The organism is Corallococcus carmarthensis (assembly GCF_003611695.1).
GTDB classification, from domain to species: domain Bacteria; phylum Myxococcota; class Myxococcia; order Myxococcales; family Myxococcaceae; genus Corallococcus; species Corallococcus carmarthensis.
This window is the reverse complement of sequence record NZ_RAWE01000233.1, coordinates 1-15,567: the sequence shown is the minus strand read 5'-3', so window position 1 is coordinate 15,567 and position 15,567 is coordinate 1. Positions and strand designations below refer to the sequence as shown.

Genomic DNA, 15,567 nt, shown 5'->3' with positions numbered 1-15,567 from the left:
TGAGCGTCTCGTGGGCTCGGAGATGTGTATAAGAGTCAGGCCTGCGACATCGCCTTCGCCAACCGCCAGGCCTGGGCCCACGCGGGATCCGCCGCGACACGCTCGACGACCTCCCGGCGCTCCTCCGCCGGAAGCGCGTGCGTCACCGCGAGCCAGATGCGCTCCGCGTCCACCGGCTCCCCTTGCGCGTCATCGTCGCGCAGCGCCGTGCGCAGCCGATCCACGCCCCCGGCATCCAGCGTGTCATCCTCGGGACGGCGTTCGCTCACGGCTCGATTCCCTTCGTGGAGAGACAGGCTCGCAGCGCGCTCAGCCCACGGTAGATGAGGTTCTCCGTGCGCTTGGCCTCCCAACCCAGCAGCTCCGCGGCCTCCGGAACGGTGTGCCCCTGCAGGTGCAGCGTCACGGCGAGACGGCGGTCCTGCACCAGCCCCTGAAGACAATCACGCACGGCCCGGGCGATCTGCGCGGCACCGGCCGAGCGCTCCGGATCTCCCGGCGCCACCGGCTGCGCGGGCCCCTGCTCCATCTCCTCCAACGCCACCTCCTTGCGCGCCCCCAGCCGGCGAAGCTCGTCGATGAGCGTCGTGTACGCCACCCGGTACAGATACGCGGGCGTCAGCTCCGCGTGACCCGGACCGCGCCCGCGCAGCTCCACCACCTTCATCATCGCGACCTGCAGCAGGTCGTCCCGCCGGTCCGCGAGCGACGCGGGACAGACGCTCGCGAGCGCCCGGCCCAGGTCACGCCGCAGCGTCTCCAGCCCGGCATCGGGGGATGCACCCGCCCATGGGCCGTGTCGCAGCTCCAAGATGCCTCCCCTCGCGTGAAAAAAGGGCGCCGAGCGTCGTCGAACCCATCATCCGAGGCAAGGCGGGATCAGGCAATCCAGGAGAATCCCCCCGGAGCTCGCAAGCTCCGGAGAGGACACTCCCGGGCGCTACTGCAGGTTCGCGTCCCAGGCAATCAGCCGCAGGTCTCCGCCGCCGTGCCCGTCGTCAGGCGCACGGCCGTGATGACGATGCGCCCGCCCACGTAGGTGGAGGTGGTGGCCACGGCGGTGAGCCGGGCCACGGAACGGAGACGCTTGGACGGTGACATGGGGCTGCTCCTCGGAAGGTGGCGTCCGGCGGCCGTGAGGGCCGTCCGGTTTCGCGCCTGCCCCCACCCAACGGAAATGCCCCTTTTTTCCCCTCACCCCCGCCGCGCGATTCCTGGCGAGGACGAACGTCAGACCATGCCGCCGTTGGCGCGGAGGACCTGTCCGTTGATCCACCCGCCCTCCGGCCCGGCGAGGAACGCGACGGACGCGGCGATGTCCTCCGGCGTGCCCAGCCGCTCCAGCGGGTTCAGCTTCGCCATGCGCTCCACCAGCTCCGGGGACTTGCCGTCCAGGAACAGGTCGGTGGCGGTGGGGCCGGGCGCGACGCAGTTGACGGTGATGTTCCGGCCGCGCAGCTCCTTGGAGAGGACGGCGGTCATCGTCTCCACGGCGGCCTTGGTGGCCGAGTAGACGCCGTAGTTCTCCATCCGCAGGCCAATGACGCTGGTGGAGAAGTTGATGACGCGCCCACCGTCGCGCAGGCGGCGCGCGGCTTCACGCAGGCCGTTGAACGTGCCCTTGATGTTGACGGCCACGTGCTGGTCGAACAGCGCGTCGTCGAAGTCCGCGAAGCGGATGAACTTCCCGATGCCGGCGTTGTTCACCAGCACGTCCACTCCGCCGAACGCCTTCTCCGCCGCGTCGAACATCCGGGGGAAGGAGGCGGGGTCGGCGACATCCGCCTGGATGCTCAGGGCCCGGCCGCCCGCCGCTTCAATCTTGCGCACCAGCGCCTCCGCGGCGTCGCGGCTGCCCGCGTAGTTGACGATGACGTTGAAGCCGTCGCGAGCGAGCCGCTCCGTCACCGCGGCGCCGATGCCGCGCGAGGCGCCCGTCACAAGGGCGGTCTTCTGGGTCTGAGGCGTGGTCATGGGGTCTTCCTCCGCAAGGTCGCCGTCACCGGCGTCGTGTGAGAGGAAGATGGACCTTTCCGCCTCGCGGATAATCGGCTTTGTTCCGGCATCACTGTTCGACAGGGCGGACAATGGACCGGTTCGACGCCATGAAGGCCTTCACGCGCATCGTGGAGTGCCGGAGCTTCACCCAGGCCGCGCACGACCTGGGGCTGCCGCGCTCGTCGGTGACGGACGCGGTGAAGCAGTTGGAGGCGCGGCTGGGCGTGCGCCTGCTCCAGCGCACCACGCGCCACGTGAGCCCCACGCTGGACGGCGAGGCGTACTACCAGCGCTGCGTGTCACTGCTGGCGGACCTGGAGGAGGCGGACGCGGCGTTCGTGGGGGCGCAGCCGAAGGGGCTGGTTCGCGTGGACGTGCAGGGAACGCTGGCGCGCCGGGTGGTGCTGCCGCGGCTGCCGGAGTTCCTGGAGCGCTATCCGGGCATCGAGCTGTACATGAGCGAGGGCGACCGGTTCGTGGACCTGGTGCGCGAGGGCATCGACTGCGTGCTGCGCGCGGGCGAGCCGAAAGACAGCGACATGGTGGCCCGCCGGGTGGCGATGCTGGAGGAGGTGACGTGCGCGTCGCCTGCCTACCTGGCGAAGCACGGCGTGCCGGAGAGCATCGAAGCGCTCCAGCGCGGGCACCGCATGGTGGGCTTCCGCTCCTCGCTCACGGGGAGCCTCATCCCCCTGGAGTTCCAGGTGGGCAGCGAGGTCCGCCACGTCGTGCTGCCCACCACGATGACCGTGAACGGCGCGGAGACCTTCGTCGCGGCCGCGCGGCTGGGACTGGGCCTCATCCAGGTCCCGCGCTACCGCCTGGAGGAGGACTTCGAGCGCGGCACGCTGGTACCGGTGCTGCCCCAGTACCCGCCGACGCCGACGCCCGTGTCCCTGATGTACCCGCGCAACCGGCAGCTGTCCCCGCGCGTGCGCGTCTTCATCGACTGGCTGACGCAGGGCTTCGCCGCGCCCTGAGGCCTGGCGCCCTCAGCTCAGCTTCATGCACTTGGGGCGGGCCAGCAGCCGGTCCACGTAGGCCTCCAGCTTCGGCCGCCCCGTCGAACCTCCGAACATGCGCTGGTAGATGAACATGGAGCCAATCATCACGTCCGCGGCGGTGAACCAGTCGCCGAAGAGGTAGGGGCCCGCCCCCAGCTCGCGCTCCACGGCGTCCAGCGTCTGCTCGTACTCCGTCCACCCGCGCTGCGGCAGCGTGGGGGCCTTCGCCATGTGGTCCCCCATGGACGGCTCCAGCTGCGACGTCGAGTACACCATCAGCGACAGGTACCGGCCGCGCTCCGGCGCATCGAACTTCGGCGCCAGCCGGGCCTGGGGATACCTGTCCGCGATGTACAGACAGAGGGCCGCGTTCTCGAACACGCGGGCCTCTCCGTCCACGAGGGCGGGCAGCTTGCCGGCGGGGTTCACCTTGAGGAACTCCGGCGACTTCTGCTCCTTCTTCTCCAGGCTGATGGGCACGATTTCGTACTCGACCCCCGCCTCGTCGAGCATCCACTTGCCAATGACCGCCCGGCTGCGCGGATTGAAATAGAGCTTCATGCAGGCACCTTTCGTGAGCACCACGTTGGACCGCCCCCCGGACACAACGCCCGGGGCGCGGGCCGCATTCGCTCACATCTGGTGCGTCTAGGGCACGGCCTTCGTCGCGGGCGGCCCTGCCTGTGCATCCAGCTTCTGGAGCGCGGCCGCCGCGTTCGCGTTGGCGGGGTCCAGCTCCACGGCCTTGCGGTAGTTCACCCGCGCCTGCTCCTTGTCGCCGACGGCGAGGTACGCCTCCCCCAGGCTGTCGTAGCCGTTCCCCACCTTCGGGAACATCTCCACGTTGAGCTTGAAGATTTCAACGGCATCCGCCGCGCGGTTCGTCCGCAGCAGGCGATAGCCCAGCGTGTTGAGCTGATCATCGGAGAAGTCATACGCGTCCGGCTTCGTGGCCTTCAGCTCGCGGTAGCGCGCGACGGTCTTCGCGACGGGCTCCTTGTCGACCGTCATGCTCAGCATCTCCCGGATGCCCTGCCGGGGCTGCTTGGGCGGAATGCCGTGGAGGACGCTGAAGAGGCCAGCGGCCAGCGGCTTGAGCTTGTCGCCGCGCGACGTGTTGTCCAGGAGGATGACGACCTCCTTGCCCGCGGGCACGCGGAAGATGCGCGTGCTGAACCCGTTGATGCCGCCGCTGTGGTTGATGGTGGCGAGCTCCGTCTTGCCGTCATCCAGCTTCAGCGGATCCATGGACAGCCCGAAGCCATAGTTCTCCAGGCCGGGTGTGAACATCTTCTGCTTGAGGGCCTCCGGCAGCAGCTTGTTTTCGTAGAGCGCCCGGTCCCAGCGGTAGAGGTCCTCCACCGTCGAGTACAGCGACCCGGCGGCGTATGGCAGGGACATGTCCAGGTAGGGGGCGTTGATGTAGCCCTCCGGCGCGAGCTCGTAGCCGCTGGCGCGCTTGGGCAGCACCGTGGCGTAGACGTCGTAGCCGGAGTCCTTCATGCCCAGCGGAGTGAAGATGCGCTCCTGCACCGCCTGCGCGTACGTCTTGCCGGTGGCGCGCTCGATGATGGCGCCCAGCAGGAAGTAGCCGGAGTTGCTGTAGGCGAACTTCGAGCCGGGCTCGAACTCCAGGTCACCGCTGGCGAACTGCTTCACGAAGTCCGCGACCGGGTACGGGTTGCGCGACACCTTCGGGAAGAAGTCCGGCGCGTTCGTGTAGTTGGGGATGCCGGACGTGTGGTTGAGCAGCTGGGCAAGGGTGATGCGCGAGCCCGTGTCCTTGCGGTAGTCCGGCAGCGCCGACACCAGCGTGTCGTCGAGCTTCAGCTTCCCCTCCGCGACGAGTTGGAGGATGACCATCGCGGTGAACTGCTTCGTCACGGACGCGAGGCGGAACTTCGTGTCCGGCGTGTTGGGCACGTTCCATTCGAAGTTGGCCGAACCGTAGGCCTTCTTCAGGATGACGCCCTTCTCGTTGGCGACGAGCGCCGCGCCGTTGAACTGGCGCAGCTGGTGGTACTGCGTCAGCAGCCGGTCCAGCTCCTGCTGCCGCGTCGCGGCACCCGCGGCGACGGGGACGAACAGCAGGGCGACAGCGAGCACACCCAAGAGGCGCAACGGGTTCCAGGTCATCCGGTCTCTCCCAACATGAGACTACAGACGACTCAACCGCGAGGCGATTGCGTCCGGTCTCCGCGGAAGATCGCGGCGGAGCGGGGTCAGGTGGTGTCGAAGCTGCGGAAGAACCAGCGGTTGAGCCACGCCGCACAGGCCAGGTACAGCGCCACCAGCGCGCCCAGCGACGCGAGGATGGCGGGCGGCGGCGGTACGAAGCCGAAGACGTGTCCCAGCGGCGTGAAGGGCAGCACGTTGGCCACCACCACCACGCCCAGCGACGACAGCAGCAACAGCCGCGCGGGAGGACCGCGCCCCGCCCCGCCCCGGGTGCGGATGATGAAGATGACCAGCACCTGCGTGGTCAGCGACTCCATGAACCAGCCCGTCTGGAAGAGCGGCGCGCCAGCGTGGAAGCCGTGCAGCAGCACCGTGAAGGTGGCCGCGTCGAAGAGCGAGCTGAGCGTGCCGAACACCGCCATGTAGAGGCGCACGAAGCGCATGTCCCAGCGGGTGGGCCGCGCGAGCTGCTCCGCGTCCACCGTGTCCAGCGGGATGGCCAGCTCCGACACGTCGTACAGCATGTTGTTGAGGAGGATCTGGATGGGGAGCATGGGCAGGAACGGAAGCACCAGCGACGCCAGGGCCATGCTGAGCATGTTGCCGAAGTTGGAGCTGGTCCCCATGCGGATGTACTTCATGACGTTGCCGAAGGTGCGCCGTCCCTCCAGGACGCCGTCGTGCAGGACGCCCAGCTCCGGGCGCAGCAGCAGCAGCGCCGCGGCCTCGCGCGCGACGTCCACCGCGCCCGCGACGGAGATGCCCACGTCCGCCTCGTGCAGCGACGGCGCGTCGTTGATGCCGTCCCCCAGGAAGCCCACCACGTGGCCGCGCTGCCGCAGCGCGCGGAGGATGCGGCTCTTCTGCGCCGGGGACACGCGCGCGAAGAGGGTGGTGTCCTCCGCCCGCGCGCGCAGTCCCGGGTCGTCCAGCAGGGCCAGCTCCGCGCCGGTGAGCACGCCTTGCACCTCCAGGCCCAGCTCCTGGCAGACGTGCACCGCCACCCGCGCGTTGTCGCCCGTCACCACCTTGACGGCGATGCCCGCCTCGCGGAGCGCCGTCAGCGCGGGACGGGCGCTCTGCTTGGGTGGGTCCAGGAACGAGGCGAAGCCCGCGAAGACGAGCCCCGTCTCGTCCTCCAGGGAGACCTGCGCGTCCGGGGCCAGGTCGTCGCGCCAGGCGAGGCCCAGCACCCGGAAGCCCTGCTCGCTCAAGGCGTCCGCGCGGTCCTGCAACGCCTCGCGCCCGGCCGCGTCCAGGGCCTGCACCGTCCCATCCACCGCTTCACGCGACCCGCAGAGGGGCAGCAGGGCTTCCGGCGAGCCCTTCACCACGAGGACGCGGCGGCCGGCCTTCTCCAGCAGCACGGACACGCGGCGGCGCTCGAAGTCGAAGGGCAGCTCGTCCTGCTTCACCCAGCCCTGCGTGCACTCCACGCGGCGGGCCAGGATGGCTTCGTCCATGGGGCTGCGCAGGCCCGTGGCGAAGTGGCTGTTGAGGTAGGCCCACGCGAGGGTGCGCTCGCTGCGCTGGAAGGCGGCGTCCTCGGCGCGCTCCAACCGGATGTTCGCCTCCGTGAGCGTGCCCGTCTTGTCGGTGCACAGGACGTCCATGCAGCCCAGGTCGTGCACCGCGCTCAGCCGCTTGACGATGACGCCCTGGTCCGCGAGCCGCAGGGCGCCCCGCGCGAGCGTCACCGAGACCACCATGGGGAGCAGCTCCGGCGTCAGCCCCACCGCCAGGGCCATGGCGAAGAGGAAGGACTCCAGCAGCGGGCGCTCCAGGGTCAGGTTCACCAGGAGCACGAACAGCACCATGAGGACGGTGAGCCGCATCAACATCACGGAGAAGCTGTGCGTGTCCCGCTGGAAGGCGGTGGAGGCGACGGGCGCGTCCAGCCCCCGGGCGATGCCGCCGACCTCGGTGTCGCGGCCGGTGGCGAACACGAGCGCGCGGCCCGTGCCGCCCAGCACCGACGTCCCAGCGAAGACGGTGTTGCCCACCTCCGCGAGCGGGGCGTCCCCGGGCGCGAGGCCCGGCGCCTTCTCCACGGGATAGGGCTCGCCGGTGAGCGGCGACTCGTTCACGGACAGCGCGTGCGACTCCAGGACGCGCGCGTCCGCGGGGACGCGGCTGCCGGTGGCCAGCAGGACCACGTCTCCCGGGACGACCTCCGTGGCGGGCCGCACCTGCTCCACGCCGTCGCGCAGCACGCGGGCGCGCAGGGCCACGGCGCCGCGCAGCCGCTCCGCGGCCTCGCTGGCGCGGTGTTCCTGGACGAAGTCCAGCGTCACGCTGATCAACACGATGACCGCGATGATGATGGAGCTGGTCAGGTCGTGGACGACCGCCGAGATGCCGCACGCCACCAGCAGGACCAGCACCAGCGGGTTGCCCAGCCGCAGCAGCAGTTCCAGGAGGAGCGGCCGGCGGCGCCGGGCCTCCAGCGCGTTGGGACCCAGGGATTCGAGCCGCGCCTCGGCTTCCTGCTGGGACAGTCCCTGGAGCGTGCTGCCCAGCCGGGCGAGGAGGGCTTCCACCGGCTCGCCCCAGGCGGGAGGACCTTTTCGCTCCGGTGCCGGCCCCCGTCGCCCGCCAGCGTGACGCGGAGGATGCGCGAGGGCTCTGGCACCCCGGCTGCTCGAGCGTTCGACGCCCATCTTCACAACGTGCGCAGTGTCCGCCAGGGAGACAGCCACCCGGACGGGAAGGAGGTTGGCGCTTGGAGGGACGGCCCCGCCGGAAGGTCCGTGCCCTAGCTGGCGTCGTCCTTGAAGGAGAGGACCGTGGCCGCGTCCAACGCCTGGAGGAAGCGGACCGCGAGCGGCACGGCGACGCGGCCTCCCACGCCGCCTCCCTCCACCAGCACCGCGAAGCCCATGCCGCCGCGCACTCCGATGAACCACGCATGGGTTTCGGGCGGCACGGTCAGGCCGAACTCCGCCGTGCCCGTCTTGCCCATGAGCCCCGCGACGCTCGCGGCGGACTTCGCCGTGCCTTCCTTCACCACGGCGCGCATCAGGTCCCGGAGCGGCTCCGGAGTCCCCGGACTCAGCCGCGCCTCCGGGCCGGCCTCCGCGTCCGCCAGCAGGCGCGGCGCATGCCAGACGCCGGAGGAGGCCGCCGCCACGACCGTGGCCATGTGCAGCGGCGTGACCAGCACGCGGCCCTGGCCCATGGCGTCCGCGGCGCGCTCGGCATCGTCGCGGGGTTCAGGGAAGGCAGCACCCGGCGAGGGCAGCCCCACGTCGTAGCCCACCCCGAAGCCGAAGCGCCGGGCCGCGTCCTCCAGCGCGCGCCGGTCCAGCTTCGCTGCCAGCTGGATGAACGTCGTGTTGCACGACAGCGCGAACGCCCGCCGCAGCGTGGTGGTGCCCAGCACCTCGGACTCGAAGTTGCGGAAGCGCTGGCGGCCCGCTGTCACCTCCAGGGGACAGTCCACGCGGGAGTCCGGCTTCAGGCCATTCGCGAGCACCGCTTCGGCGGTCACGACCTTGAACGTGGAGCCCGGCGGATAGCGTCCCGACAGCGCGCGGTGCGGCGCCTCCCCGAGCGGCCGGCTGGCCACCGCCAGCACCTCCCCCGTCGCCGTGTCCACCGCGACCAGCGCGGCGGGCCGGGTGACGTCCATGAGCGCCGCCTCCGCCGCGGCCTGCACGTCCATCCGCAGCGTGGTGCGCACATCGCGTCCCGGCTCGCCGTCGAAGCGTTGCAGCAGCTCGCTGCCGCCCGAACGGCGCAGCAGCCGCACCTCGCCAGAGGGACGCCCCGCCAGCGTCCGCTCCTGCGCGCGCTCCAGGCCGGACAGCCCCACCACGTCCCCCGCTTGGTAGAGCGGGCCCAGCACCTGGAGCGCCTCCGCCGTCACCTCGCCCACCCGGCCCAGCGTGTGCGCGGCGAAGCCCTCCGCCGGGGTGAGGCGCGCCAGCTTCTTGCGGAAGAAGATGCCGGGCACCGGCGCGAGCGCGGACCGCACCTGCTGGTAGCGCTCCGGCCGCACGTCGATGAACGCGACGAACTGCTCCGGCTGGATGCTCGCGACGTTCAGCGCGGCGAGCACCTTCACCGGGTCCACCCCGAGCTGCGCCTGGAGCACGCTGGCCACGGCCGCGCGGTCCTTCACGCGGCCCGGCAGCACGCCGACGCGGATGACCTCTCCCGGCACGGTGAGCGGATGGCCCTTCGCATCGAGCAGCGCGGCGCGCGGTCCCCAGCTCCGCGTGCGGCCGAAGCGATCTCCGGACCGCAGGGCGGGGTGCAACACCTCCGGCGTCCAGCGCAAGCTCCAGCGCTGGCCCCGGCGTTCGAAACGCAGGCGGGACTCCACCTCCCATTCGCCCAAGCCCCGCAGCGTGTGCACGCCGTGGAACTTCATCACCGCCGTGGCGCCGTCCTCGGACTCGAGCTCCAGCCGTTCGAAGCGCGAGGCCACGACGCCCAGGTCCTGCCTCCAGCGCGCGTGCTGTGCGTCGAAGTCCGCGGGCGCGTCCACGAGCACGCGGCGCTGCGCCGCCACGTCATTGCGCGCCCAGGCGTCCAGGTACCGCCGGGCCAGGTCCTCGGCCCCACCGGGCACGGCAGGCACGGCGGGCACGGAGGGCACGGAGGGCCTTACGGCTCGCGGCGCGCACGCGGGAAGCAGCAACAGGAGGCAGAGCCCCACCCAGGAAATGACCGCCCGTCGGTGCACGCGCCCCGTGTACCGCGCCCTGCGCGCGGAGGCGAACATCCTGCGGCAGGCGGCGGGTCGCTTCGCCATGCGCACGCGGAGCGCGGCACTCCGCGTGCGGATCAACGGACCGTCTGCTCCTGGGGGGTGCTCGCGCCGTCCCCCGTCGCCGTGATGGTCAGCGGACCCGCGGTCGCGGCCTTGACGTAGAAGAGGCCCTCGCGCTGCGGGTTCTTGAGGCTCACCACCGTCACGGGCGCATCCGAGCAATCCGGCAGCAGGTGGAAGGTCGCGCCCGCATCCGACGCGGACAGCGCCACCTCCGGCACGGACAGCGGGGCCAGATTGCCCGCCAGGTCCCAACCCTGCACGACCAGCACGTCCGAACACGTCCCCACCTCCAGCGTCCGCGCGGGGGTGGCGAAGCCCACCTGGCGCGCATCCCCCTGCGTCGTCACGTCCACGGAGATGGCATTGTCCGGGTACACGTCCGGGTCGTACCCGTCACCGCTGATCCGGTTGCGGCTGAGGAGGTTCGCGGTCCCGTTGTCCGAGATGGCGGCCTGGTAGGAGCCCGTCAGCTCCGTCTTGGTCAGCGTGTTGCCAATCACCTGGATGTTCTGGGACGCGGCGGGAGGCGTGAAGTCGATGTCCACCGCCTGCAGCAGGCTGACGCCGACGTCGTTCTCCGTCAGCACGTTGTCCTGGATGCGCAGGTCGTGGCACAGCTCGGGCCCCCCGACGTAGTACGCGCCGCCCAGGACCATGATGCCGGAGCTGTAGTCCCGCCCGAACCGGTACGCGTTGCCCTGCACCTGGTTGCCCACCACCTGCCCGGAGACGCCGTGCGAGAGCTGGATGCCGATGCGCGCGATGCGGTCGGTGGGGCCCAGCGCGTCGATGATGTTGTCCTCCACCGTCACCGCCATCCGCCCCACCATCAGCACGCCCGCCTTCTGGTAGCCCGTCAGCCGGTTGTTCCGGACGGTCACCGTCACCGGGGCAGCGCCCGCCGCGCTGTTGCGCACGTCGATGGCGAAGCCCTCCTGGCATCCGCCGACGTTGCCAGCCTGGTTCAGGTCCTCCACCACCGTGTCCTCGATGGTGCCGCTCGCGCCCTCCAGCAGGATGCCGCGCAGCCGGTCCACGTCCGCGTCACACACGTCCGACAGGTTGCGCGCCGTCACGGTCACGCCGCGCACGTTCGCCACCGTGCCCCGGTTGCGCAGCACCGCGCCCTTGTAGTGGTCCCCCGCGTTCTCTTCGGACGCGGTCAGCGTGTGCCCATCCCCGTCGAACGTGAAGCCATCCGGGATGAATACCGCGCTCTGGACCACGCAGTCCTCGCGCAGCGTCACCTGCCCCGGCGACAGGGTGATGGCGCAGGGGGACTCTCCCGCGCCACAGCGCCGGCCCGTCCACGCGACGGAGAAGGACTGCCGCGTGCTCTGGCCTGAGACGTTCGTCACCACCAGGTCCACCGTGGGCGTCACGTCCGCCGGCAGGCAGCTGAGCTCTGTCCAGTCCACCGTGCTCGTCGTGCCATCCCCCGCCGCAGTGCCAAGCGCGCCCGCGTTCGACGTCCAGGCGAACGTCATCGCCTCGCCGCGCGGGTCCGTCGCCTTCACGGTGAACGTCACACGTTCACCCGCGAGCGCGGACGGCGCGGACTGGGTGGTATCGCCGAGGACCGGCGGCGCCGCTTGCAGCACGCACAGGTTCACGAGCTGCTCCGTGCTTCCACCGGAGCTGTCCCTCACGACGCCCTTCAACTGGCAGCCGCAACCCGAGGGCTCCGCCGTCGCGGTGAAGACGGGCGTGGCCAGGGTGACGTCATTGAAGGTGCCCTCGCACGTCGCGCTCCAGGCATACGTCAGCACGTCCCGGGGACCGTCCTCGTCCGTCACCGTCGCCTGGACCTGCACGGGCACGTTGACGCCCACCTGCTGGGTCGCCGCGGGCACGGACGCCACGGGCGAGCGGTTGAACGCCGTGAAGTCCACCGTCGGCGGCGCGCGCGTGGTGCCCATGCCGATGCGGAACTGGAGCGTGGACACCGCGCCCTGCGCATCCGTGACGCTCAGGCGGATCAGCGCGTCCTTATCGAACTTCGGATCGACACCGGCATCGGGCTTCGGGAGCGCCGCCGTCCACGCACAGGTCGCATCCACGCAGTTGATCACTCCGGAGGAGGCGGTCCAGGCGTAGGTGAGCGCATCGCCTTCCAGGTCACTCGCCTGCGCGCTCAGCTCCACGGTGTCGCCGGGCGCCACGATGCTGCTCGGCGCGCGAACCTCGTGGATGCGTGGCGCATGGTTGGCCAGTCCCGGCAGGCCGGATTCGGGCAGGGGCACCAGGACCACGAGCGCTTCTTCATAGAGCGGCAGCTTCACCCCGGCGTCCAGGCTCAAGGTGCCCACGGACGCGTCCGCGGCATTCCTGGCGTCCACGGCCAGCCGGATCTCCTCCTCGGGAGACGCGGGCTTCACGACGGTGGACCACACGACGCCGCCATCCGGACCCGCCTTCGGCGTCAGCGCCTTCGACTCCGTGGCGCCGGAAGCGTGCGTCACCGAGGTCGTCACCGCGACGGCATCCGACGACCGGGGCAGCGCGACCACGACCCGCGCGCCTCCCGCCAGCGGCGCCGTGAACGCGGGATCCTCCTCCACGCAACCGAACGTGGTCAGCAGCAACGCTCCCACGAGGTGCAACGCATGAGCGGGCTTCAGGGTCACGGCATCCTCGGGGAAGGCGGACGGAAGCAGAGACGATACCGGCTCACTCCCAGACGTCCAATCCACGGGGACCGGCGGCCATGTTCACCCGGCGTGTCGTCCAATGCCTGCCAATCCCCCGCGACCCGAGGGTTGGTGCTACGGCAATCCGTGTCCGGCGCTGGACTGCAACAGTCAGCCACCCTCCCGCCGCATGGTCCCGGGCCCCATCGCGGTGCTGGGGTCCGCCGCGTGCACCCGTCCGAGCCACGCCGTCCCCAGCCCTGGCCCATCCGGCTCGCCCACTGGGCGAACGTGCCGTTGCTCGCCATCCTGGCGGCCAGCGGGCTGCAGATCCTCGCCGCGTATCCGCTCATGGGAGCGCGCGGCCGGCCCATCGCGCTCTATCCCTTCCAGGGCGCCATGCCGCCGTCGTGGCTGCGCCTGGGGGACTGGCTCGCGGGCGCGCGGAGCTGGCACTTCGCGTTCGGCTGGTTCCTGGCCCTCAACGGGCTCGCGTACGTGCTCTACCTCGCGCTCAGCGGCGAGTGGCGCCGCCGCCTGTTCCTCCCGCGCCGCGATACGCGCGATGCCGTGGCCACGCTCGCGTACTACCTGCGGCTCCGCCCCGCGCCCGTGCAGACGGGCCTCTACAACGGACTCCAGCGGCTGGCGTACACCGCCACCCTGGTGATGGGCGCGCTGTCCGTCCTGTCCGGCCTCGCCCTCTACAAGCCCGTGCAGCTCCAGTGGCTCACCGCCCTCTTCGGTGGCTACGACCCCGCGCGCTTCGTGCACCTGCTGCTGCTCGCGCTGTTCGCCCTCTTCACCGTGGGCCACGTCGTCCTCGTCGCCCTGCACCCACGCACCTTCGGGGAGATGATCACCGGAGGGAGGAAGCCCGATGTCTGAGCGCGTCCTCACCCGCCGCCGCGTCCTCCTGGGCGCCGCCGCGCTCGCCACCAGCGCCTGCGATTCCCAGCGTCCCCGTGCGGGCTTCCTCGGCGTCATGGACCGCTTCAACGAGCGCGCCCAATCCGCCCTCTTCCATCCCACCCGGCTCGCTCCAGAAGAGCCCGTCGAGCAGCTCACCCCACCCGGCGACTTCCCCCACTATTTCATCTCCGACACCGTGCCCCTGGCCCCCGCGGACTGGCGGCTGGAGGTGGGCGGACTGGTGGACCGGCCGCGTGCCTTCTCGCTGGAGGAGCTGCGGCGGCTGCCCCGGACCGACTACCGGATCCGCCACCACTGCGTGGAGGGCTGGAGCGCGGTGGCGTCCTGGCACGGCGTGCGTGTCAGCGACCTGGCGAAGGCCGTGGGCGCGGATCCGCGCGCGGGCTTCGTGGAGTTCCGCTCGTTCGACCAGGGCTATTACTCATCGTGGGACGCGCCCAGCGCGCTGCATGCGCAGACCGTGCTCGCGTACGGCATGAACGGAGCGCCGCTCATCCCCGGCCACGGCGCGCCCCTGCGCCTCTATTCGGGCGTGAAGCTGGGCTACAAGATGGTGAAGTACCTCACCACCGTGCGCTTCCTCCCAGAGGCCACGGGGGGCACCTGGGAGGACCGCGGCTACGAGTGGTTCGCCGGCGTGTAGCGGCGGCTTCAGCCCTTGGAGTTGATGACGCCCGGCAGGAACGGCATGAAGCCGCGCTTGCGCAGGGTCTCCCGCTCGGCGAGCAGGGCCGCCAGGGCGGCCTCGCGCGTGGGGAAGTGGTTCACCGCCGCGCCGTTGATGACGCCGCTGGTGCTGATGAACATGAGCGTCATCTCGTCGCCGCCGTAGCGGAACGAGCGGTGCGTGTTGCGCTCCAGCACCTCGCGGCGTTCCTTGCCGAAGGTGCGCCCCGCTGTGTGGCGGACGACGAGCCCGTCCAGGTTGATGAGCAGATCCACCCGGCCGTTGAATTTCGCGAACTGCGCCTCCACGTCGCGCCGCCAGCGATACACGTCCTCATCCGTCACCAGGATGCAGTCGGTGAAGTGCGCGGTGACGACGTCGTGCTCGGCGTCGCGTTCGAAGGACATACCCCAGGCCATGTCACGTCCTCCTTCAGGCCTGCGCGGCGTTGCCCGCGAGGAACGCCGACAGCAGCGCCGCCGTCTCCGCCGGACGCTCCACCTGGGGGTAGTGCCCCGGCCCCGGCAGGTGCGTCAGGCGCGCGTTCTGGATGAGCCCCACCACCGCCTGCTTGAGGAACACCGGCGGCAGGAACGGATCATCCGTGGCCACCACCAGCGTGGGCGCCGTGATGGCGGGCAGCCGGTGCGCGAAGCCGCCCGCCGTCCAGGAGTCGAAGCACTGCTCGATGGCGTCCTTCGACACCGCGCCCGAGTCCTTCAGCAGGACCTCCAGCGACTCCGGCGACAGCTGCTTGCACGCCAGGCCCAGGATGGTCTTCTGCTTCTCGCGGTCCCCCGCGGAGGTGCGGAACAGCCCGGCGGCGTCCGGAGGCAGCGGCAGCCCCGACGCGGGCACCGTGTTGAGCAGCACCAGGCCGCTGACGCGCGAGGGCGCTTCCGCCGCCACCCACTTGGCGATCTGCCCGCCCATGCTGTGGCCCACCAGCGTGAAGCGCTGCGCCTTCGCGTGGTCCGCCACCGCCAGCACGTCCTTCGCGTACTGCTCCAGCGAGTACCCCGACGTCGGCCGTCCGGACGGCCCGGTGCCCCGGTGGTCCGGGACGATGAGCCGCAGGCCGGTCATGTCCAGCTTCTCCAGCATCGCGTCCCACACCGCGCCGGACACCATCCACCCATGCACCAGCACCACGTCGCGAGGACCGTCCCCCAGCACCCGGTAGTGCAGGGTTGTTCCATCCGTGGCGGTCGTCGTGGGCATGGGGGGCTGTCCTCTTCGGGGGGAGAGACTGGGAAGTCTTGGCTTAAAGGGGAAGTGTAGCAAGCCATGACTGAGGCGTAGCCGTCCACATGCTCGGGGGTTGCCCGAAAGTCGGAGGGGCAGGCAGTCCCGACAGGTAGGTGCGGCGGGTGGGAA

14 protein-coding genes are annotated in these 15,567 nt (G+C 70.8%); 3 read left to right on the top strand and 11 right to left on the bottom strand.

Features of this window, described 5'->3' with window-relative positions; all coding sequences use genetic code 11:
* Positions 1–35: 35 nt before the first annotated feature.
* The 4 genes from D7X32_RS37430 to D7X32_RS37420 form a co-directional block, all read right to left on the bottom strand.
* The gene (locus tag D7X32_RS37430; RefSeq protein ID WP_244239400.1) at positions 36–269 is read right to left on the bottom strand and encodes a hypothetical protein; all 234 of its coding nucleotides are present in this window, start codon (positions 267–269) and stop codon (positions 36–38) included.
* A complete protein-coding gene (locus D7X32_RS37425; RefSeq protein ID WP_120607317.1) occupies positions 266–811 on the bottom strand; it encodes an RNA polymerase sigma factor in 546 nt (181 codons plus the stop codon). The genes D7X32_RS37430 and D7X32_RS37425 overlap by 4 nt, the downstream gene beginning before the upstream one ends.
* Before the next feature lie 155 nt (positions 812–966).
* The gene (locus tag D7X32_RS47675; RefSeq protein ID WP_279635649.1) at positions 967–1,101 is read right to left on the bottom strand and encodes a hypothetical protein; all 135 of its coding nucleotides are present in this window, start codon (positions 1,099–1,101) and stop codon (positions 967–969) included.
* A 129-nt stretch (positions 1,102–1,230) separates the two neighbouring features.
* Positions 1,231–1,974, bottom strand: coding sequence for an SDR family oxidoreductase (locus D7X32_RS37420; RefSeq protein WP_120607316.1), 744 nt, complete (start codon positions 1,972–1,974; stop codon positions 1,231–1,233).
* Between the two features lie 131 nt (positions 1,975–2,105).
* On the opposite strand from D7X32_RS37420, the gene D7X32_RS37415 reads away from it, so the two are divergent.
* Positions 2,106–2,978, top strand: a complete 873-nt coding sequence (locus D7X32_RS37415) for a LysR family transcriptional regulator (RefSeq protein ID WP_244239399.1) — start codon at positions 2,106–2,108, stop codon at positions 2,976–2,978.
* Between the two features lie 12 nt (positions 2,979–2,990).
* On the opposite strand, the gene D7X32_RS37410 is transcribed toward D7X32_RS37415, so the two are convergent.
* From D7X32_RS37410 to D7X32_RS37390, 5 genes are all read right to left on the bottom strand, one after another.
* Positions 2,991–3,563, bottom strand: a complete 573-nt coding sequence (locus tag D7X32_RS37410; protein ID WP_120607314.1) for a glutathione S-transferase family protein — start codon at positions 3,561–3,563, stop codon at positions 2,991–2,993.
* 87 nt (positions 3,564–3,650) lie between these two features.
* Positions 3,651–5,138 (bottom strand): serine hydrolase, encoded by a 1,488-nt coding sequence (locus tag D7X32_RS37405; protein ID WP_120607313.1) that lies wholly within the window; start codon positions 5,136–5,138, stop codon positions 3,651–3,653.
* A gap of 86 nt (positions 5,139–5,224) precedes the next feature.
* A complete protein-coding gene (gene mgtA, locus D7X32_RS37400; RefSeq protein WP_244239398.1) occupies positions 5,225–7,720 on the bottom strand; it encodes a magnesium-translocating P-type ATPase in 2,496 nt (831 codons plus the stop codon).
* 215 nt (positions 7,721–7,935) lie between these two features.
* Positions 7,936–9,783 (bottom strand): penicillin-binding transpeptidase domain-containing protein, encoded by a 1,848-nt coding sequence (locus tag D7X32_RS37395; protein WP_341868167.1) that lies wholly within the window; start codon positions 9,781–9,783, stop codon positions 7,936–7,938.
* A gap of 188 nt (positions 9,784–9,971) precedes the next feature.
* The gene (locus tag D7X32_RS37390; protein ID WP_147450421.1) at positions 9,972–12,587 is read right to left on the bottom strand and encodes a right-handed parallel beta-helix repeat-containing protein; all 2,616 of its coding nucleotides are present in this window, start codon (positions 12,585–12,587) and stop codon (positions 9,972–9,974) included.
* A gap of 231 nt (positions 12,588–12,818) precedes the next feature.
* On the opposite strand from D7X32_RS37390, the gene D7X32_RS37385 reads away from it, so the two are divergent.
* Positions 12,819–13,478, top strand: coding sequence for a cytochrome b/b6 domain-containing protein (locus D7X32_RS37385; protein ID WP_120607311.1), 660 nt, complete (start codon positions 12,819–12,821; stop codon positions 13,476–13,478).
* Positions 13,471–14,166: a molybdopterin-dependent oxidoreductase gene (locus D7X32_RS37380; RefSeq protein WP_120607310.1), complete on the top strand. Its 696-nt coding sequence runs from the start codon at positions 13,471–13,473 to the stop codon at positions 14,164–14,166. Before D7X32_RS37385 ends, D7X32_RS37380 begins: the two co-directional genes overlap by 8 nt.
* Before the next feature lie 8 nt (positions 14,167–14,174).
* Here D7X32_RS37380 and D7X32_RS37375 read toward each other — a convergent pair whose 3' ends face one another.
* Positions 14,175–14,609, bottom strand: a complete 435-nt coding sequence (locus tag D7X32_RS37375; protein WP_120607309.1) for a hypothetical protein — start codon at positions 14,607–14,609, stop codon at positions 14,175–14,177.
* A 13-nt stretch (positions 14,610–14,622) separates the two neighbouring features.
* Positions 14,623–15,411 (bottom strand): alpha/beta fold hydrolase, encoded by a 789-nt coding sequence (locus tag D7X32_RS37370; protein WP_120607308.1) that lies wholly within the window; start codon positions 15,409–15,411, stop codon positions 14,623–14,625.
* Positions 15,412–15,567: the final 156 nt, after the last annotated feature.